Below are 19,363 nucleotides of genomic sequence, written 5' to 3' on the forward strand. Positions count from 1 at the left end.
AGGCGTTCTCAGTGGGCCGTGTGGGCCGTGTGGGTCGGCGTCGCGGAGTGGGTCGAGACGGCCGGACACGTCACACGGGGGTTCCACCGGTTGAACAGGCCGTCGGGGTTGTGCTTCCAGAGCCAGACGTGCAGGTCGTAGTGGACCGGCATGCCGGGGTAGTGACCCGGCATCGGGCCTTCGAACTTCTGGCCGAACAGCGAAGGCCGGTCGCCGGAGGTCCTCATGTCCTGGTCCGCGTCCACCACGATCCACTCCACCCCCGCTAGCCTGCGCCTTCCGTCCGGTCCGTCCTCGAAGAGCAGAGCTCCCGGCTTCGCCGGGTCGAGGGAGCCGTAGCGGGACTCGTTGAAGTAGTGGTAGCCCATGGCGCCGTGGCCCGCGGGGTCCGCCGAGCACGGGTAGGGAACGTAGCCGTCGGCGAGGGCGGCCGACTCGTCGAGATACTTCGTGCTGGCCAGGTACGCCGTGTTCAGGTCCCGTACGGACCTGGGGTCCACGGGGGCCGCGGGGCCGCCCGCGGCCGGGGCGGGCGCGGCCGCCAGGGCGAGCGAGGCGGCGACGGCCGTCACGAGGGCGAGAGCTGTCCTGAGCGGACGCTGGGACATTCGATGACTCCTAGAGGCGCGAGAGCGGTGTACGGGACGGTGCCGGTCCGTCGGCTGCGGCTCCTCCGCCGGCTCGAGCAGCATGTCCCGCGGTCATGAGGGGCCGCCATACGAGAGGGGCCAACGGGTGGAACGCGGGTGAGGTGCGCCGCCCGGCGGAGTGATCGGGGGCGCGGCAGCGATGCTCAGAGAAGCCGGCCGGTCGCAGCCTGTGGATAACTCCGAGGCTGTCGGCGCGGACGCCTATCGTGGACGCAGTGGTCGAGGCGCGACGTACGGGGGACAGGACGATGGGCGGGACGGGTGTGATGACCGAAGCGGACGCGACGGAGCAGCTGGGGGAGGGCGAGGCACTGGCCACGCTCCACCGGGTCTTCGGGTACGACGCCTTCCGCGGCGAGCAGGAAGCGATCATCGAGCACGTGGTGGCGGGCGGTGACGCCGTCGTCCTGATGCCGACGGGTGGCGGCAAGTCACTCTGCTACCAGATTCCGTCCCTGGTCAGACCGGGTACGGGCGTGGTCGTCTCGCCCCTCATCGCCCTGATGCAGGACCAGGTGGACGCCCTGCGCGCGCTGGGCGTGCGCGCGGGCTTCATGAACTCCACGCAGGACTTCGACGAGCGCCGCGTGGTCGAGGCCGAGCTGCTGGCCGGCGAGCTGGACCTGCTCTACCTGGCCCCGGAGCGGCTGCGGCTGGACAGCACGCTCGACCTGCTGTCGCGGGCGAAGATCTCCGTCTTCGCGATCGACGAGGCGCACTGCGTGGCCCAGTGGGGTCACGACTTCCGCCCCGACTACCTGGCACTTTCCCTGCTCGGAGAGCGCTGGCCGGATGTCCCGCGCATCGCGCTGACGGCCACGGCCACCCGCGCGACGCACAAGGAGATCACCCAGCGCCTGGCCATGCCGCACGCGCGCCACTTCGAGGCGAGCTTCGACCGGCCCAACATCCAGTACCGGATCGTCCCGAAGGCCGACCCCAAGAAGCAGCTGCTGTCGTTCCTGCGCGAGGAGCACGCGGGCGACGCGGGCATCGTGTACTGCCTCTCGCGCAACTCGGTCGAGAAGACCGCCGAGTTCCTCTCCCGCAACGGCGTCGAGGCGGTGCCGTACCACGCGGGCCTGGACGCGCGCACCCGCGCCGCGCACCAGTCGCGCTTCCTGCGCGAGGAGGGCCTCGTCGTCGTCGCCACCATCGCCTTCGGCATGGGCATCGACAAGCCGGACGTGCGGTTCGTCGCCCACCTCGACCTGCCCAAGTCGGTGGAGGGCTACTACCAGGAGACGGGCCGCGCGGGCCGTGACGGCCAGCCGTCCACGGCATGGATGGCGTACGGCCTGCAGGACGTCGTGCAGCAGCGCAAGCTGATCCAGGGCTCGGAGGGCGACGAGGCGTTCCGCCGGCGAGCCGCCGCCCACCTGGACTCGATGCTGGCGCTGTGCGAGACGGCCCAGTGCCGGCGTTCCCAGCTGCTGGCCTACTTCGGCCAGGACCCCCACACCCCGGCCTGCGGCAACTGCGACACGTGTCTGACGCCGCCCGAGACCTGGGACGGCACGGTCGCGGCGCAGAAGCTGCTGTCGACGGTGGTGCGCTTGCAGCGGGAGCGCGGGCAGAAGTTCGGCGCGCTCCAGATCGTCGACATCCTGCTGGGGCGCCGGACCGCCAAGGTGATCCAGTTCGACCACGACCAGCTGTCCGTGTTCGGCATCGGCGAGGATCTGTCGGAGTCCGAATGGCGGGGCGTCGTACGGCAGTTGCTCGCTCAGGGGCTGCTCGCGGTCGAGGGCGAGTACGGGACGCTGGTGCTGACCGAGGAGAGCGGGACCGTACTGCGGCGCGAGCGCGACGTGCCGTTGCGCAAGGAGCAGCCGAAGGCCGCCGTCTCCCGTTCCTCGTCCTCGTCGTCGCGGGGCGAACGCAAGGCCAAGGCCGCTGTGGAGCTGCCGCAGGAACTCGTCCCCGCCTTCGAGGCCCTGCGCGCGTGGCGTGCCGAGCAGGCCAGGGAACAGGGCGTCCCGGCGTACGTCATCTTCCACGACGCCACGCTCCGGGAGATCGCGACGGTGTGGCCCACCTCCGTGGCGGACCTCGGGGGCATCGGCGGAGTGGGCGAGAAGAAGCTCGCGACATACGGAGAGGGTGTGGTGGGGGTGCTCGCCGCCCTGGGCGGCGCCCCCGGAGGGGCGCCGGCACCCGCGTCCGACGAGGCGCCGGACCCAGACTGGCCGGAGATGGACGCGGAGCCGGAACCGGAGGACTGGATGTAACCCGGGCCCGAGGCCGGGACCCGGGCGCGAGGCCCGGATCCCGGGGCGCAGGACAGGGCTGTCGAGCGGCGCCCCCGCGCCGGGGCGGGCGCGGGGCGGAAGACGGCGAGGGCGAGGGAACTAGCGGATGCGGCCCGTCACCTCGCCGAGGGCGACTCGGGTGCCGTTCGGGCCGGGAGCCCAGGCTGTCATCGTCACCTCGTCGCCGTCCTCGAGGAAGGTCCGCTTGGCGGTGGGGAGTTCGAGGGGGTCGCGGCCGTTCCAGGTGAGTTCGAGGAGGGAGCCGCGCTCCCGCGGTGAGGGTCCGCTGACCGTTCCCGAGCCGTACAGGTCGCCGGTGCGCAGGGAGGCTCCGTTGACCGTCATGTGGGCCAGTTGCTGGGCGGCCGTCCAGTACATGGTGGAGAAGGGCGGCTCCGAGACGACGTGGCCGTTGACGGCGACGGAGATGCGGAGGTCGTAGCCGCCGGGGTCCTCCGAGGAGTCGTCCAGATAGGGGAGAAGGGGGTGCGTGCGGGCCGGAGGCGCGACACGGGCGTCGTCCAGCGCGTCGAGCGGGGTGACCCACGCCGACACCGAGGTGGCGAAGGACTTGCCGAGGAAGGGACCGAGCGGGACGTACTCCCAGGCCTGGATGTCGCGCGCCGACCAGTCGTTGAGGAGGCAGAGGCCGAAGACGTGGTCGCGGAAGTCGGCGAGGGGCACCGGAGTACCGAGGGGCGAGGGGGTGCCGACCACGAACCCGACCTCCGCCTCGATGTCGAGCCTGACGGACGGTCCGAAGGCGGGCACGGCATCCGTGGGGGCCTTGCGCTGGCCCGACGGACGCACCACCTCCGTACCCGACACCACCACCGTGCCCGCGCGGCCGTGGTAGCCGATCGGCAGATGCTTCCAGTTGGGGGTGAGGGAGTCCGCGGCGTCGGGGCGGAAGATCTGTCCGACGTTACGGGCGTGGTTCTCGGAGGCGTAGAAGTCGACGTAGTCCGCGACCTCGAACGGGAGGTGCAGGGTCACCTCGGAGAGCGGGTACAGATGGGGCTCCACGGTCTCCCGGTGGGCCGGGACCGTCACCCAGGCCGTCAGCGCGCGACGCACGTCGGACCAGGCCGTGCGGCCCGCCGCGAGCAGCGGGTTCAGGGTCGGCCGCGCGAGCAGTTCGGCGTACGGGGAGCCGAGCGCCAGGGCCGCCGCGCCCGCGTCGAGGACGTGGTCGCCGAGCCGGACACCGACGCTCCGTTCGGACGAGCCGGCCCGGGAGAAGACGCCGTAGGGGAGGTTGTGCGGGCCGAAGGGATCGCCCTCGGGGACATCGAAGGGGGGCATCGGGTGGTGCCTCGCTTTCGTGGTCGTACGCGCCGTGATCCATGTGTTCCACGCGTTCCGTGTGGTCGCGGCACACGTTACGGGGGAGTGACCGTGCTGTGGCAGTGCCTAAAGAGTTCGCAATGTCCGAATAGGTCTTGTCGGACGCGGCAATTCCGGCTTAGCGTCCTTTGGGGACATGGACGGGGTGGGTCCGGTCCGTAGGGGGGACACGTGGGGGGACCCGTGGCCAGGGGCGTCAGTGGAGTGCCGGTCGACGCCGACCGGGACGTTCCGGGGCTGATAGTGAAATTCGGTGACTATCCGCTGCACCACGGTGGAGTGGGCGCCATACGGAGCCTGGGCCGCCTGGGCATTCCGATGTACGCGATCACCGAGGACCGTTACACGCCTGCCGCGGCCTCACGCTATCTGCGCCGTGCCTTCGTCTGGCCGACGACGGGGACGGAGGAGCCGGAGCGCCTGGTCGAGGGGCTGCTGCGGATCGGCCGTCGCATAGGACGGCCGACGGTGCTCGTCCCGACGGACGAGGAGGCCGCCGTCCTGATAGCGGAGCATCAGGAGGAACTCGCGGAGCGCTTTCTCTTTCCCCGGGTGGACGCCAAACTGCCCCGCCGCCTCGCCAGCAAGCAGGGCCTGCACGAACTGTGCGTGGAGCACGGCATTCCCAGTCCGGCGGCCGCCTTTCCGCAGTCGTACGAGGAGATCGAGCGCTTCGCGGCCTCGGCCCGCTTTCCTCTCGTGGCCAAGAACCGTGAGGCGTTCGTGCGCCGCAGCCGCCCCGCGGTCAACGGGACGACGAGGATCGCGACCCGTGAGGGGCTGCTGGCGCTCGCCCGGGACTGGGGCGGGCACCCGGGTGTGATCCTCCAGGAGTACCTGCCCCGGGAGGAGGCGGAGGACTGGATCGTGCACGCGTACTTCGACGCGGACTCGACGCCGCTCGCGATGTTCACGGGCGTGAAGGTCCGTTCCTGGCCACCGCACGCGGGCATGACGGCGAACGCGTACGTCGTCGACAATCCGGAACTCGCGGACCTCGCCGCACGTTTCATCAAACAGATCGGCTTCAGCGGCGTCATCGACCTCGACCTGCGCTTCGACCGCCGCGACGGGCAGTACAAGCTTCTCGACTTCAACCCCCGCATGGGTGCACAGTTCCGGCTCTTCGAGAGCGAGTCGGGGATCGACGTCGTCCGGGCCATGCATCTCGACCTGACCGGTCGCACCGTTCCCGAGGGGGAACAGCGGGCCGGTCACCGGTACATCGTGGAGAACATAGACCTGCCGGCCCTGCTCGCCTACCGGCGCAGCGGTTACACCACCCCGCACGCGCCGACTCGCGCGAGCGGTACGGAGCTGGCCTGGCTCGCGGGTGACGACCTGCGGCCGTTCTTCACGATGCTCGCGCGCTTCGTGCGGCCGGGCGCGAGACATCTCTACCAGCTGTGGCGGACCAACCGCCGCGGCAGCGGTACCAGCACGACCACGAAGTGACGGAAGAACGTCCTGGGGAGGGACTTCGTGATTCATCCGGTAGCAGTCATCGGTGCGGGCCCGTTCGGCCTGTCCACCGCCGCCCATCTGCGGGCGCGCGGCATCCCGGTGCGCGTCTTCGGCAGGCCCATGGTGAGCTGGCGCGACCACATGCCCGAGGGAATGCTCCTCAAGTCGACCCCGGCCGCTTCCAGCATCGACGCCCCGCAGGAGGGCCACACACTCCGTGACTACTGCGACGCTGCCGGGATACCGCGGCTCGTCACGGACGAGGACATCATCCCGGTCGAGACGTTCATCGCGTACGGGGAGTGGTTCCAGCAGCGGCTCGTGCCCGAGCTGGAGCAGGTACGGGTCGTCTCCGTCGACCGGCGAGGCGGCGAGGGCTTCGAGCTGAAGCTGGACTCGGGGGAGTCGTTCACGGCGCGGGCGGTCGTCGTGGCCACCGGACTGTACGGCCTCGCCCATCTGCCGCCCGAGCTCGGTGAGGCGGCGGCGGACGGACCGGCGCCCACCGGCCCCGTCTCGCACAGCTCCCAGCACCATGACCTCACCCGGTTCTCCGGCAAGGAACTGATCGTCGTCGGCGCGGGACAGTCCGCCCTGGAGACGGCCGCACTCGCGGCGGAGGCGGGCGCGCAGGTGCGCGTGGTGTCCCGGGGCCGGGGCAGGGTCGCCTTCGGCGCGCCGCCCTGGGGGCAGCCGAAGCTGCGCCCGGAGTCGCCCTTCGGACGCGCCTGGTCGCTGTGGGCGCTGAGCTACTACCCGCATCCCTACCGCTACCTGCCCGCCGAGACCCGGCACTATCTCGTCCGCCGGGTGCTCGGCCCGCTCGGCGCGTGGTGGCTCCGGGACCGCTTCGAGGGCAAGGTCGAGGTCAGCGAGATCGCCCGGATCGAGCGTGCCTCGGTCTCCGGGAGCCGCCCGGTGCTCTCCGTGCGCACCCTGGGCGGTTCGGCCGAGGAACTCGCGGCCGACCACGTCATCGCGGCGACGGGCTATCGCGTCGACCTCGCGGCGATGGACTTCCTGGGACACGCGTTGCGGACGGAGCTGGCGGTGAGCCGCGGCACTCCGAAGCTCGGTGCCGGATACCGGTCCTCGGTGCCCGGGCTGTACTTCACGGGGTTGCCCGCGGCGGCCTCGTACGGGCCCGTGATGCGGTTCGTGTGCGGGACGGAGTTCGCCTCGCCGCGATTGGCCAAGCACCTGGCGGCGGCTCACGGTTGAGGTGACGCAGGGCGCTCGGGACGGCGGTGGGGGTGGTGGCGGGGGACCACGGCCCCCGCGTCACCAGGAAGTGACCGAACGATCGCAGTCCGTAACCAGGCGGTCGGCGGCGGGTGTTGGAGCCGGCGTCGCGGCGCTTCCGGGCGCCCGGCGCGGCGGATCGGACGGTGCGACGCCGTCCGTCGCGCGTGGTCCGTGCGGTGAACGGCGTTGCTGACGGGATACCGGACGTCGTCCGGTTCACGCCGGGCCGATGAGTCGCCGGATCCGTATTCTTCGGATCATGGCCGCTCCGACTGCATATTCACTCATCGCCACTGACCTGGACGGAACGCTGCTCCGCGGCGACGACACACTCTCCGACCGCACCCGGGCCGCGTTGGCGAGGGCGGTGGAGGCGGGTGCCCGACATCTGGTCGTGACGGGGCGCCCGGCGCCGAGAGTGCGCCCGCTCCTCGCCGAACTCGGCGGCACGGGACTGGCGGTGTGCGGACAGGGGGCGCAGCTCTACGACGCGGGCGAGGACCGTCTGCTGTGGTCGGTGACCCTGGACAGGGAACTCGCGGAGACGGCGCTCGGCAAGATCGAGGCGGAGGTCGGGCTGCTGTACGCGGCGGTGGACCAGGACGGCGCGGACGGACTGACACTCATCGAACCCGGCTATGTGATGCCGCACCCGACGCTTCCCGCGGTACGGGTCGGACGCCGTGACGACCTCTGGACGGAGCCGATCAGCAAGGTGCTGCTGCGCCACCCGCTGCTGTCCGACGACGAGTTGGCCGCGGCGGCCAGGGGGGTGGTGGGTTCTCTGGCCACCGTCACCATGTCGGGGCCCGGCACGGTCGAACTCCAGCCATGCGGGGTGACCAAGGCGACGGGGCTGGCTCTCGCCGCCGCCCATCTCGGGCTGGCCTCCGAAGCCACCGTCGCCTTCGGTGACATGCCCAACGACATCCCCATGTTCGACTGGGCCGCCCACGGGGTCGCCATGGCCAACGCCCACCCAGAGCTCAAGGCGGTGGCCGACGAGGTGACGCTGTCGAACGAGGACGACGGGATCGCGGTGGTACTGGAGCGGTTGTTCCCGCTCTCCGCTCCGTAGCCCCGATTTCCCGGGGCCTCGGTTTGCCGTGGGCCCGGTTTCCCGGGGTCCTGGCTTCCGGGGGCGCCGGATGTCCGGTCCGGCGCCCCGGTTGCGTGGCGTCCGGTCAGTAGGCGCCGTTGACGTTGTCGATGGAGCCGTACTTCGCCGCCGCGTAGTTGCAGGCGGCGGTGATGTTCGCGACCGGGTCGTAGGAGTCCCACGACGTGCCGGCCACGTGGTAGGCCTTGAACGTGGGGTCGATGACCTGGAGCAGGCCCTTGGAGGGGATACCGGCGGCGGCGTTGGAGTCCCAGTTGTTGATGGCCTTGGGGTTTCCGGAGGACTCCCGCATGACGTTGCGGTGGATGCCGTTGTACGTGCCCGGGATTCCGTTCTTGGCCATGATGTCCAGCGACTGCTTGATCCAGCCGTCGAGGTCATTCGTGTACGTCTTCGCGGCGGCCGTGGTCTTGGCGGCCGTGGTCTTGGCGGCCGTGGTCTTGGCGGCCGTGGTCTTGACCGTCGTGGTCTTGGCGACCGCTTCCGTGACCTTTGTCGACTTTGCGATGTTCTGGACGGTTTGCGTCCCGACCGTCAGGGTGAGGCCCGGACGGAGCGCCGACGGGTTGGGGCCGATGACCGCGCTGTTGGCCTCGTAGAGCTTCTTCCAGCCGCCGCTGGAGGGGTACTTCCGCGCGATCTTGGCCAGGGTGTCGCCCGTGACCACCTTGTACGTGACGAGCTTGACGTCGGAGGCGCCCGTGGCGGCCTGTGCGCAGGTGGCGCCCAGGAGCGGGAGGGCGAGTACCGCCGCGCCCGTGCCCGCAGCGAGAATGCCGCGGACGAGGGTGCTGCGGGTCTTCGGGTGGCAGTGTCTACCTGCTGCGGCCATGACGTGTTCCTCTCCGGCGCCTGCGAGGTGAGCTGTCGGGTTCGGGCGGGAGCTGCCCGGCCGCACGCTGAGTGCGACTTCACCCCTAGCCGTTCCGGACTTCGGATCGGCGGCTTACCTGGGTCCCCCGCTCCTGCCGTGCGTGTGTGGTCGGGTGTGGGTTTCCGGTCGGCGGCAGGATTGGGCGATCCGTCCGGAGTGACGTGAAGGTATGCGAGAGCACATGTCCGGAACAAGCCTTGATGTCGCGGTGTAGATCGTTTTCACCAGGACATAAGGGCAGATGAATTGCCCGATTAATCCGGAATGCTTCGCTCAACTTGGCTTATGCAAACGGGTAGTCGCTCGGCGGGGCTGCGGAGTAGATGACCTTCGGGCGTGACCCAACTCACTCCATGCCGCAGGAATAAAGCGGCAATGAAGGCAAGTCGGGCATATAAGGCGCGGATAAGAGGCCGCTGAGTCCCCGATCGGAGCCGGGCGCACCGCTCGTAGGGACGGGTCCGTGGCGGGGTCCCCGTGGGGGAGCCGGTCCCCGTCGGGCCTGAAGTGGAGCCTGTGGAGACGGTGTTCGGGAAATTCGTGCCGCTTCATGTCGGGATGAAGGTCGAACTCAGGCTCTGTGTATGGCCTGTTGATCCCGACCACCGCTTCCGCCCCGGTGCTGCCGAGGCGGGCGACCGTCTCCCGGCCACCCGTGGAAGCGGGCGGGCGTCCCTGCCGGGGTTCGTCAGGAATTCAGCGGTCCGCGCTCCGCTCCGCGGGATCGCCGATGGCGCCGCCGGGGCCCTGTCCCGTCGTGCGCGGGATCCTCCGCTCCCATGTCCGATGGAAGACCACCTCGTCGCCGTCCTTGCAGACCAGCTCGCTTGAGGTGATGAAGTCCCGTGTGTCGCAGGTGACTTCGGAGCGGACCTCGATCCTCGCGTCCCAGGCCGGTTCCGGGCGGTGCAGACGGATCGACCAGGAGAAGTGGGCGCGTGCGCTCAGGGGACCGGCTTCCTGGACGGAGTACGTCTCCAGTGCGTCCTCCGTGTGCTCGAGGCCGTCCGGGTGGACGCGGGTGCCGCAGTGGCGCGGGACGACTTCCAGGCGCCACTCGCCCTTCGCCATGTCGCGTACGACCAGGCGTTCCGGGCGTGGTTCGTCGAGCGTGGCGGCGGAGGCCACCCCGAGCGGTACGGAGTGCTCCGGCTCCGCGAAGGTGATCGTGGGGTCCGACTGCCTCGCCCGTACCGGGAGTTCGAGGGAACTGCCCGACGGATCCAGGGTGAAGCCGGCCTCCGAGCCCGGCTCGGGCCACATCCACGGCCAGTACGCGGAGGAGAGGGAGAGACGGATGCGATGGCCCGGCGGGACGGCGTAGCCGATGGCGTCCAGGTCGAAACGTACGTCCTCCGTGGTGCCCGGTCTCCAGGAGGCCGCCTGATCGCCGCCGTCGCGCACCGGCACGTTCAGGGCACCCCGAGTGACCAGGGTCGAGGCGCCGTCGGGGGCCACGTCGCACACCCGGGCGATCACCTGGCCCCGGGCCGAGTGCGAGGTCATGCGCAGGCGCACGCTCGGGCGGCCCAGGATCCAGGTCTCTCCCGGTACCTCGAACTCGAAGCAGGCGGATCTCGCGTCCTCCTCCCGCTGGTCCGGCGGCAGGTCCGCGTCGCCTCCGGTGGGGCGGAAGCGACCCGCGTCCACGCCGGTGTGCTGAGGGGAGCGCACGAGCACCGGCGCACCCCGGAGCGCGTACGCGACGGGGGTGACCGAGGGGGAGGGCCAGGCGCCGTCGCCCACCCAGCGGCCGGGCAGGGAGGCGTACGTCGTCGCCGGTGGGTGCGCGTCCATGACGTAGGCACGCAGAAGGGGCTCGGACATCACTGTGCGGCTGTCCGTGCCGGTCGAGGAGCCGGCGTCCGTGCCCGCCGAGGTGCGCGTGCCGTGCGGCTTGAGCCAGTGGTCCCACCAGCGGAGCGTCTCCTGGAGGAAGCCGATCGCCGGGCCGGGCGGGCGGTCCTGGTCCGGGTACGCGTGCGACCAGGGGCCGATCACGCCTCGTACGCGGTCCGGCGGGAGGCTCTGGACCAGGCGCAGCACCGAGTCACGGTAGGGGTCGTGCCAGCCGCCCACCGCCAGGACGGCCGCACGGATCACGGAGCCGTCCTCGTGGGCGCCGCCGTTGCTCCCGTACGGGTCCTGGGCCGGGTGCGACGGCCACGTACGGATGAACGGGTCCACCGTCTCCAGCCGCTTCACCCACATGTCACGCCACATCACCTGGCCGACGTACGCGGGGTCCGGCGGGCGGGCGACGTGGGCGAGTGCCGCGGCCGCGCGGGCGTGCGCGCCGGTGGTGGGGACGGCGCCTCCCGCGCCGTCGATGCCGTGCTCGATGCCGTGCTCGATGCCGTGGTCGAAGCGGTCGTCATCCGAGCAGACCGTGACGAGCGCCCCGAGCGGTTCGGGGGCGAGGGCCGCGATCCGGAGGGCGGTGACGCCTCCCCGGGAGAGACCGAACATGCCGACCCGGCCGCTGCACCAGGGCTGGGCGGCCAGCCAGTGGACCACCTCCACGCCGTCGGCCGGCTCGGTGGTCTCCGCGTCCGCCGGCACGCCCTCCGAGTTGCCGTGGCCGCGGACGTCCACCCGGACGGAGGCGTAGCCGTGGCCCGCGTACCAGGGATGGCGCTGCGCGTCGCGCGGCGCGGTCGCGTCGCTGAGGCGGTCCGGGAGGTATTCGAGCAGGGCGGGGACGGGTTCCCCGGTCAGCGGGCGCCACATGCGTGCGTACAGCCGGGTGCCGTCCGCCAGAGGGATCCAGAGGTCCTCGTGAGTCGTCTCGTAGGGGAAGGCCGTACGGGTGTGCATGCTCTTCTCGGTGTCCTCGGTGGGTGTCCTCGGTGTCCTCGGTGCGCGCGGGTGATTCGGTTTATCTGCTGCCATATCGGCCTATCACGAACATACCGTCCGTGACAGGCAGTCGCCCGGACATGGGACTGCCTTCCTCGCGGGAGACATCGGACGGCGGGCGAGAGGGAAGTCGGGAGGAAGTCGACAGTGGGGACGGTGGGCGCTCGTGGTGATCGAAACGTGACCGGATACGCTGACTTGAGTGATGGCAGCGACACATCGACAAACCGTGTCATCGACCGAATGATCGACCGAGTTCGCCATGTGATCGTCAGCAGACAGGAGAACCTCTCGTGACCGTCGTCGGGCCGTTCGGGCTGAGCGTGCGGGACCAGGCTCTCGAAGCCGATGTCCAGGCCGGATTGGCGGCTGTCGAGGAGGGCTTGCTCGAAGTCACCAAGAGCGAGGTCCCCTTCATCACGGAAGCCGCGCAGCATCTCCTGCGGGCCGGCGGGAAGCGGTTCCGTCCGCTGCTCGTGATGCTCGCGGCGCAGTTCGGTGACCCTTACGCGCCGGGTGTCGTGCCCTCGGCCGTGGTCGTCGAGCTGACCCATCTCGCCACGCTGTACCACGACGACGTGATGGACGAGGCCGACGCGCGGCGCGGGGTGCCCAGCGCGAACACCCGCTGGGGCAACTCGGTCGCCGTCCTCACCGGCGATTTTCTCTTCGCGCGCGCGTCGCACACCCTGGCCGACCTCGGGCCCGAGGCCGTCCGCGTCCAGGCCGAGGCGTTCGAGCGGCTGGTCACCGGACAGATCCTGGAGACGGCGGGGCCGCGCGACGGGCGGGACCCGGTCGACCACTACCTCGACGTGCTGAGCGGCAAGACCGGCTCGCTGGTCGCCGTGGCGTGCCGTTTCGGCGCGATGATGTCGGGGGCCGACGAGACGGTCGTGGACGTGCTGACGCAGTACGGGGAGCGGCTGGGCGTGGCCTTCCAGCTCGCGGACGACGTGCTGGACATCGCGTCCGACTCGCACGAGTCGGGAAAGACGCCCGGGACGGATCTGCGCGAGGGCATCCCCACGCTGCCGGTGCTGCGGTTGCGCGAGCGGGCGGAGCGGCTCGGTCTCGCCGAGGACATCGCGCTGTGCGAGCTGCTGGACTCCGATCTCACGGACGACGACCGGCATGCCGAGGCGCTGGCCCGGCTGCGGGCGCACCCGGCGCTGGAGCAGGCGCGGCGGGACACCGTGCGGTACGCGGAGGAGGCTCGGGCCGCGGTGGCTCCGTTGCCGGAGTGCGACGCGAAGGCGGCGTTGGTGGAGCTCGTGGACGCGGTGGTGCACCGGGCGGGCTGACGCCTTCGCCGCGCCGGTTCCGGGCGCCCGCGGCGGTGTACGCGCGGGTGTCGGCCGGCGGACCGACCGTTTCCCCCCGTGTGATGCGTATCACATAATGGAGGGAGCCTTCGCCCGGCGGGACGTCTCGCCCCGCTCGGCGGAGAATCGAGTACACGTTCGTGAAGCCCGGCTCCGGGACGCCTCGACGGGTCGCGTCCGACCGCGACGCGTGCGAGGCGACTCCTCGGCAACCCCTACGGGTCGCGGGAGACACGGCCTCCCCGTGTCATACCGCAGGAGTACGTGGAGTTGCGTCCGGGGTCTGACGCATCTCTCCGCCCGATTTGGTCATATGGAGAGGACCACTCCTCACCGGTTCGGGTGAGAATGGCGGCTATAGGGGTGGGGAAGCGCAGGATGGCAGGCCGCCGCCGACGACGGAGGTAAGGCACACATGGCACCGAACGAATCCGACAGGACCGCCGGGGCGGAAGGGCTGCGCGACGAGGCCGACGAGATGCGCGCCGGCCGCCGCAAGGCCGCGCGGTACGTCGTCCCGGTCGCGGTGGTGGGGGTGGCGGCGGTGACCATCGGGCTCGTCCCGGCGCTCGCCGACTCCGGTGACCCCAGCCTGCCGAAGATCACCGCGCAGCAGCTCGTCGAGAAGATCGCCAAGTCCGACGTCCAGCAGCTCTCCGGCACGGTCAAGATCAGCACCGACCTCGGGCTGCCCGACCTGGGCGGTCTGGAGAACAGCCTGATGTCCGGCGCCGCCCAGGGCTCGGACGGCTCTTCCGCCGACCCCCAGTCCAAACTCATGGAGCTGGCCTCAGGCACGCACACACTGCGCGTCGCGGCGGACGGCCCGGACAAGGGCAAGGTCTCCCTGCTGGAGAACGCCGCCGAGTACAGCGTCATCCGCAACGGCGACGACGTGTGGGCGTACGACAGCAAGTCGAACGAGGTGTACCACTCGACGGCGCCCGCGTCCGACGAGCGGCGCGGGGCTGCGCCCGAGGACGTCCCGAGCACGCCCAAGCAGCTCGCCGACGAGGCCCTGAAGGCCGTCGACGACACGACCTCCGTGACCGTGGACGGCACGGCGCAGGTCGCGGGCCGGGACGCCTACAAGCTCCTCATCAAGCCCAGGCAGTCCGGCTCCACGGTCGGGGCGATCAGCGTGGCGGTGGACGCGAAGACCGGGGTGCCGCTGAAGTTCACGCTGACGCCGGCGAGCGGCGGCGCGGCCGTCGTGGACGCGGGCTTCACCAAGGTCGACTTCTCCAGGCCGGCCGCCTCGACGTTCGACTTCACCCCGCCGAAGGGCGCGAAGGTCACCGAGGGCGACCACCTGGGCAAGGAACTCGGCAAGGGCCAGGACAAGAGCGACAAGGGCGCGAACAAGGACGAGGGCCGGCACGGCAAGCTCCCGGAGGGCTCCCCGAAGTCCGGTGAGGACCTCGGCAAGGGGCTCGACGGCATGAAGACCGTCGGTGAGGGCTGGAGCTCGATCGTCGAGTTCGACACGGGCGGGCAGGGCGTCCCCTCGGGCTCCGCGTCCGGCAACAGCCCCGTCTCCGGGTTCCTGGACTCGCTCGGCGACCACGTCTCCGGCAAGTTCGGCTCGGGCACGGTCTTCTCGACCCGCCTGATCAACGCGCTGATCACGGACGACGGCAAGGTGTACGCCGGCGCCGTCACCAAGTCCGCGCTGGTGAAGGCGGCCGACGCCGCCCAGTAGGCGCGTCCGTGAAGCTCGAATCGAGGGAGCCCATGGAGGAACTGTCCGCCGCGGAACCGGACATGGTGGAGACGGTGATCGCCACCCGTGCGCTCACCAAGCGCTACCGCGGCGGGCAGCTCGCCGTCGACGGCCTCGACCTGACCGTCCCGGCGGGCAGCGTCTTCGGCTTCCTCGGGCCGAACGGTTCGGGCAAGACCACCACCATCCGCATGCTGATGGGCCTGATCGAGCCGACCTCGGGCACGGCGCGGGTCCTGGGGCGCGCCATGCCCCGCGCCGGCCGCGCGGTGCTCCCGCAGGTGGGCGCTCTCATCGAGGGGCCCGCGCTGTATGGCTTCCTCTCCGGCCGCGACAACCTCCTGCGGTACGACGCCGCCGACCCGACGGCCGACCCGCGCACCCGGCGCGCGCGGGTCGCGTCCGCCCTCGACCGGGTCGGACTCACCGCCGCCGCGGGCAAGAAGGCCAAGGCGTACTCGCTCGGCATGAAGCAGCGGCTCGGGCTCGCGGCGGCGCTCCTCCAGCCGCGTCGGCTGCTGGTCCTGGACGAGCCGACCAACGGCCTCGACCCGCAGGGCATGCGGGAGATCCGGTCCCTGGTACGCGAACTGGCCTCGGACGGCACGACCGTCTTCCTCTCCTCGCATCTGCTCGACGAGATCGAACAGGTGTGCACCCATGCGGCCGTGATGACGCAGGGGCGACTGGTCACGCAGGGCGTGGTGGCCGATCTCGCGGCCGGCGCGCGGGGCCGCCTCGTGGTGACCACGCCCGACCCCGGGGACGCGGCGCGCGTCCTGAAGGAACAGGGGGTGGGGGACGTGGTGGTGACCGAGACGGGAGTGACGGCCGAGCCCCCGGACCGGGACCACGACCTCGCCGAACTGAACGCCGCGCTGGTCACGGCGGGCGTCCGGGTACGGGGCTTCGGGGTGGAACGGGCCTCGCTGGAGGACGCGTTCCTGGCGCTGACGGGAGAGGGATTCGATGTCGCGGGCTGACGTGCCGGCCGAGCAGAGCAGGGCGCGGGCCGCGCAGACCGGAGCGTCGGGCGCGCAGAGCAGGGCGTCGGGCGCGCAGGGCGGGACGCGGGCCCCGGGGAGCGGGACGCCGGCCGTGCGGACGCCCCGCGCCCTGTGGACGTTCGGGCTGCTGCGCAGCGAACTCGTCACGACCTTCCGGCGTTGGCGGACGCTCGCGCTGCTGGGCGTCCTCGCGGCCGTACCGGTCCTCATCGGCGTCGCCATCAGGATCGAGACACGGGACGGCTCGTCGGCGGGCGGTGGAGGCGGCGGGGGACCGGCGTTCATCGCGCAGGTCACCAACAACGGCCTGTTCCTCGTGTTCACGGCGCTCGCCGCGACACTGCCCTTCTTCCTGCCCATGGCGATCGGCGTCATCGCGGGCGACGCCATCGCGGGCGAGGCGAACGCCGGGACCCTGCGCTATCTCCTCGTCGCCCCCGCGGGACGGGCCCGTCTGCTGCTCACCAAGTACGCGACCACGATGGCGTTCTGCCTGGTCGCGACGGTGGTGGTGGCGGTCTCGGCGCTCGCGGTGGGCGCGCTCCTCTTCCCGCTGGGCGAGCTGACGACGATCTCCGGAACGCGGATCAGCCTGGCCGAGGGGCTCGGCCGGGCGTTTCTCATCGCACTGGTCGTCGCCGCGTCACTGATCGGCGTGGCGGCCCTCGGACTGTTCGTCTCGACGCTGACCAACAGCGGTATCGCGGCGATGGCGACGACGGTCGGGCTCCTCATCACCGTCCAGATCCTCGATCAGATCCCCCAGTTGCACGCCCTCCAGCCGTACTTCTTCTCCCACTACTGGCTGTCCTTCGCCGACCTCATGCGCGACCCGGTGTACTGGGACGACCTCGTCCGCAACCTCGGCCTCCAGGGCCTGTACGCGGTGGTGTTCGGCTCGGCGGCCTGGGCACGGTTCATGGCGAAGGACATCACCGCGTAGAACCGGTGGCCGGAGCCGGGAACCTCAGGGGCGCGCCGCGGTCGCGGTCAGCCGGGCCAGCGCGGCGCTCTCGCGCGGCGGCTCGGCACCGAGGTCGCCGATCCGCCAGGCAGGCACCCACGGCACCTGGTGGACGTCGACCACCGAGGCCAGCGCCTTGACCCGCTGGGCGAGCGGGCGAGGCAGCCGGCCCGGCGCGTCCGCCACCAGAACGACCGCTTCGAGGTCGAGCCCCGGCGGCGCCTCGCCCCGGCGGAAGATGTCCAGGGTGTACGAGACGGCCTCCAGCCCCGACGCGTGCGTACGCCCGACGAGAAGGACCGACCACGGCTCGTCGGGGTCGGCCCTCGGCCAGTCGCGTCCCGCGTCCTGGCCGCCGAAGACCGTCGCAAGGGTCGAGGTGCCGGCCCCGCCGTGGGTGGCGACCCAGGCGAACCGCCGCGCTCCCGTGAGGACCTGTCCGTGCTCCGCCCGCGGCGGCGCCGCTTCGCCCACCGGCCCGCGGATCCAGATCTCGGGCCCGTCCGGCCCTTGCCGCGCGATTCCCATCGCCAGTCTCCTCCGTCATCGGCGCACCGGTCGTGACGCGCCGGAGTTCACGGCGCCCCGACAGGTTAAGCAGCGGGGGACGGGTTCCTGGAACGAGCCTGTGACGCCATGGTGACGCGGGGACCGGGCGGGAACCGGGAGACTGGTGGGGAGGCTGGGCCGGCACCACGGCGACGGGCCCGCAGGAGGGAGTCGAGGATGCGTACGAGCACGTTGCCGCCTTGGCTGTGTCCGGCGCCGGACCGATCCCGTGAACCGGGTGGTCCGCGGCTCCGTTCTCCCCTGATCACCCTCCCCTGATCACCCCCGAGTGAGGGAACCAATGTCTCGACTCACCCGCGAACAGAAGCGCGAACTCAAGCGGCAGCGCTCGGCGGCCGTCCCGGGAGGACACGCGGGCGAGCCGGCGCCGGCCCTCGAGGTCCATGTGCCGACGTCCGCCCTGGGCGCCACCGTGGGGGGCGTGCCGCTGGCCGTCACGCCCGGTGAGACCGTCCAGGGCGCCGTCCTGAACCACCTCCACCGGATCGCCCGCGCCACCGGGCACCCCGTCCTCGCCCGGGTCCACGACGAACGCATCGGCTTCGTCGTCCCGCTTCAGGTGTACGGCGACGGGTCGAGCCGGTATGCGGGCGAACCGGTACGGGTGGGTACGCCGCCGCCGGCTCCGCCTCTGCCGCCACGGCCGTCCGTCCTGCCGCCCTCCCCGCCACCGGAGGCGGTGGCGGGGAAGGACGCCGGGACGCAGGCGTTGCGGCCGGTCCCGGACCGGTCGCCCGAGCCGGCGCTCGACCCGGCATCCGGGCCGGCACCCGAGCGCGCGGCGGACCCGCTTCCCGAGCCGCTTCCCGAGCCGGGTCCGCATCCTGTTTCCGGGCCGTTTCCCGAGCCGGCTCCGGACCCCGTCGCCCGGCCGGTCCCGGAAGCCGGCCCGGAGCCGGGATCGGCGGCGGTTCCGGAGCGAGTCCCGGCGCCGGACCCGGAGTTGGTACCGGATCGGCACCCGGATCGGCTCTCGGACCGGGCCAAGGAGTTGGTGCCGGATCAGCCCTCGAACCGCGCCTCGGAGTTGGTACCGGATCGGCTCTCCGATCGGCCCCTGGACCGGCCCTCGGAGTCGGTCCCCGAGCCGGTCTCTCAAGCTCCGGTGTGGCCCGAGCCGGTCTCCGACGCGGTGCCCGGGCCGGAGCCCGTATCGGGGCCCCTCCCGGAGCCCACGGTCTGGCCCGAGGCCCCGTCGACGCACGTCCTGCGCGTGGTCCAGGGGCCGGTGGCGGGCGCCCGGCCCGGTGTCGCGGTCGCCCCGACAGGCGAGTTCGGCCCGGCACCCGAGATGCCGCCCGCCCCCGAGCCGTTGCCGCCTGCGCCCACACGGGCCACCCCGGCGGCCGGAGTGGTCTTCGCCCGGCATCCGTCGCTGGCCGCGGAGGCCATGGCCGTGATGGAGCCGGAGCCGGACCCGAAGCCCACGCCGGCACGGGGCTTCGACGCCGTCGCCGAGTCGGTGCTGACACCGGTCGTGGAGACAGAGGGCGCCGCGTTCCTCGCGGAGCCCGTGACACGGATCAACGAAGCCGTGAAGGAGGGCAGGATCGACGAGGCCGCGACGATGGCCGAGCGGACCGTGGCGGACGCGGCACGGACGCTGGGACCCGACCATCCCGAGGTGCTGCGGCTGGGCGAACTCTCCGCGTACATCGCCTACTTGGCCGGTGACGCGCTCAGGTCGTTCCATCTGTCGCTCGACCTCGCCCGGGTCCGGCGTCAGCAGCGGGACCCGGACGCGGCGTACGGCAACGTGCAGAGCGCGGCCACGGCCTGGCGCGCCGTCCGTGATCCCGCGCAGGGGATGAACCTCGGACGCGTTCTGATCGAGGTGTGGACCGGGCTCGTGGCCGACGGCGGCCCCGCCGCCGACGACCTCGAACAGCTCGAATCGGCCCGCACCCGCATGGGGCGCCTCGCCGAACGCGCCCGCGCGCGTGCCGGCGAGAGCGCGAACTGA

At 71.6% G+C, this 19,363-nt stretch carries 14 protein-coding genes and 1 riboswitch; of the genes, 9 read left to right on the forward strand and 5 right to left on the reverse strand.

Features of this window, described 5'->3' with window-relative positions:
• Positions 1-8 precede the first annotated feature (8 nt).
• A complete protein-coding gene (locus tag OHB41_RS27130) occupies positions 9-608 on the reverse strand; it encodes a hypothetical protein (RefSeq protein ID WP_266700761.1) in 600 nt (199 codons plus the stop codon).
• Positions 609-898: 290 nt separating this feature from the next.
• Here OHB41_RS27130 and recQ point away from each other — a divergent pair, with 290 nt between their 5' ends.
• Positions 899-2,881, forward strand: a complete 1,983-nt coding sequence (gene recQ / locus OHB41_RS27135; protein WP_266706165.1) for a DNA helicase RecQ — start codon at positions 899-901, stop codon at positions 2,879-2,881.
• Positions 2,882-3,001: 120 nt separating this feature from the next.
• On the opposite strand, the gene fahA is transcribed toward recQ, so the two are convergent.
• The gene (gene fahA, locus OHB41_RS27140; protein ID WP_266700762.1) at positions 3,002-4,207 is read right to left on the reverse strand and encodes a fumarylacetoacetase; all 1,206 of its coding nucleotides are present in this window, start codon (positions 4,205-4,207) and stop codon (positions 3,002-3,004) included.
• 246 nt (positions 4,208-4,453) lie between these two features.
• Here fahA and OHB41_RS27145 point away from each other — a divergent pair, with 246 nt between their 5' ends.
• The 3 genes from OHB41_RS27145 to OHB41_RS27155 all read left to right on the forward strand — a co-directional run bounded on the left by OHB41_RS27145 (position 4,454) and on the right by OHB41_RS27155 (position 8,036).
• On the forward strand, positions 4,454-5,704 hold the full coding sequence (locus OHB41_RS27145; RefSeq protein ID WP_266706167.1) for a carboxylate--amine ligase: 1,251 nt from the start codon (positions 4,454-4,456) through the stop codon (positions 5,702-5,704).
• A gap of 27 nt (positions 5,705-5,731) precedes the next feature.
• Positions 5,732-6,934 carry an FAD-dependent oxidoreductase gene (locus OHB41_RS27150; protein ID WP_266700763.1) on the forward strand — a complete coding sequence of 401 codons (1,203 nt, stop codon included), beginning with the start codon at positions 5,732-5,734 and terminating at the stop codon, positions 6,932-6,934.
• 283 nt (positions 6,935-7,217) lie between these two features.
• Entirely contained in the window at positions 7,218-8,036 is an 819-nt protein-coding gene (locus tag OHB41_RS27155) for an HAD family hydrolase (RefSeq protein ID WP_266700764.1), read from the forward strand.
• 106 nt (positions 8,037-8,142) lie between these two features.
• Here OHB41_RS27155 and OHB41_RS27160 read toward each other — a convergent pair whose 3' ends face one another.
• Positions 8,143-8,910 (reverse strand): LysM peptidoglycan-binding domain-containing protein, encoded by a 768-nt coding sequence (locus tag OHB41_RS27160; RefSeq protein ID WP_266700765.1) that lies wholly within the window; start codon positions 8,908-8,910, stop codon positions 8,143-8,145.
• Positions 8,911-8,932: 22 nt separating this feature from the next.
• A riboswitch (cyclic di-AMP (ydaO/yuaA leader) is annotated at positions 8,933-9,041 on the reverse strand.
• A 607-nt stretch (positions 9,042-9,648) separates the two neighbouring features.
• The gene (locus OHB41_RS27165) at positions 9,649-11,769 is read right to left on the reverse strand and encodes a CocE/NonD family hydrolase (protein WP_266700766.1); all 2,121 of its coding nucleotides are present in this window, start codon (positions 11,767-11,769) and stop codon (positions 9,649-9,651) included.
• 335 nt (positions 11,770-12,104) lie between these two features.
• On the opposite strand from OHB41_RS27165, the gene OHB41_RS27170 reads away from it, so the two are divergent.
• The 4 genes from OHB41_RS27170 (at position 12,105) to OHB41_RS27185 (ending at position 16,809) form a co-directional block, all read left to right on the forward strand.
• The gene (locus OHB41_RS27170) at positions 12,105-13,115 is read left to right on the forward strand and encodes a polyprenyl synthetase family protein (protein ID WP_266700767.1); all 1,011 of its coding nucleotides are present in this window, start codon (positions 12,105-12,107) and stop codon (positions 13,113-13,115) included.
• Positions 13,116-13,551: 436 nt separating this feature from the next.
• Positions 13,552-14,838, forward strand: coding sequence for a LolA family protein (locus tag OHB41_RS27175; protein ID WP_266700768.1), 1,287 nt, complete (start codon positions 13,552-13,554; stop codon positions 14,836-14,838).
• Between the two features lie 32 nt (positions 14,839-14,870).
• Positions 14,871-15,842: an ABC transporter ATP-binding protein gene (locus tag OHB41_RS27180; RefSeq protein ID WP_266700769.1), complete on the forward strand. Its 972-nt coding sequence runs from the start codon at positions 14,871-14,873 to the stop codon at positions 15,840-15,842.
• On the forward strand, positions 15,829-16,809 hold the full coding sequence (locus OHB41_RS27185) for an ABC transporter permease (RefSeq protein ID WP_266700770.1): 981 nt from the start codon (positions 15,829-15,831) through the stop codon (positions 16,807-16,809). The genes OHB41_RS27180 and OHB41_RS27185 overlap by 14 nt, the downstream gene beginning before the upstream one ends.
• Before the next feature lie 24 nt (positions 16,810-16,833).
• Here OHB41_RS27185 and OHB41_RS27190 read toward each other — a convergent pair whose 3' ends face one another.
• On the reverse strand, positions 16,834-17,358 hold the full coding sequence (locus OHB41_RS27190) for a DUF6668 family protein (protein WP_266700771.1): 525 nt from the start codon (positions 17,356-17,358) through the stop codon (positions 16,834-16,836).
• Positions 17,359-17,680: 322 nt separating this feature from the next.
• Here OHB41_RS27190 and OHB41_RS27195 point away from each other — a divergent pair, with 322 nt between their 5' ends.
• Entirely contained in the window at positions 17,681-19,363 is a 1,683-nt protein-coding gene (locus tag OHB41_RS27195) for a tetratricopeptide repeat protein (protein ID WP_266700772.1), read from the forward strand.

This window comes from Streptomyces sp. NBC_01571, assembly GCF_026339875.1.
In the GTDB taxonomy this organism is placed as follows: Bacteria; Actinomycetota; Actinomycetes; order Streptomycetales; family Streptomycetaceae; genus Streptomyces.

Bases quoted from the DNA above. Each gene is read 5' to 3' on its own strand.
- OHB41_RS27185 (WP_266700770.1), top strand. From the start codon at position 15,829: ATGTCGCGGGCTGACGTGCCGGCCGAGCAGAGCAGGGCGCGGGCCGCG.
- OHB41_RS27130 (WP_266700761.1), bottom strand. From the start codon at position 608: ATGTCCCAGCGTCCGCTCAGGACAGCTCTCGCCCTCGTGACGGCCGTC.
- OHB41_RS27155 (WP_266700764.1), top strand. From the start codon at position 7,218: ATGGCCGCTCCGACTGCATATTCACTCATCGCCACTGACCTGGACGGA.
- recQ (WP_266706165.1), top strand. From the start codon at position 899: ATGGGCGGGACGGGTGTGATGACCGAAGCGGACGCGACGGAGCAGCTG.
- OHB41_RS27175 (WP_266700768.1), top strand. From the start codon at position 13,552: ATGGCACCGAACGAATCCGACAGGACCGCCGGGGCGGAAGGGCTGCGC.
- OHB41_RS27190 (WP_266700771.1), bottom strand. From the start codon at position 17,358: ATGGGAATCGCGCGGCAAGGGCCGGACGGGCCCGAGATCTGGATCCGC.
- OHB41_RS27195 (WP_266700772.1), top strand. From the start codon at position 17,681: ATGTCTCGACTCACCCGCGAACAGAAGCGCGAACTCAAGCGGCAGCGC.
- OHB41_RS27180 (WP_266700769.1), top strand. From the start codon at position 14,871: ATGGAGGAACTGTCCGCCGCGGAACCGGACATGGTGGAGACGGTGATC.
- fahA (WP_266700762.1), bottom strand. From the start codon at position 4,207: ATGCCCCCCTTCGATGTCCCCGAGGGCGATCCCTTCGGCCCGCACAAC.
- OHB41_RS27165 (WP_266700766.1), bottom strand. From the start codon at position 11,769: ATGCACACCCGTACGGCCTTCCCCTACGAGACGACTCACGAGGACCTC.
- OHB41_RS27160 (WP_266700765.1), bottom strand. From the start codon at position 8,910: ATGGCCGCAGCAGGTAGACACTGCCACCCGAAGACCCGCAGCACCCTC.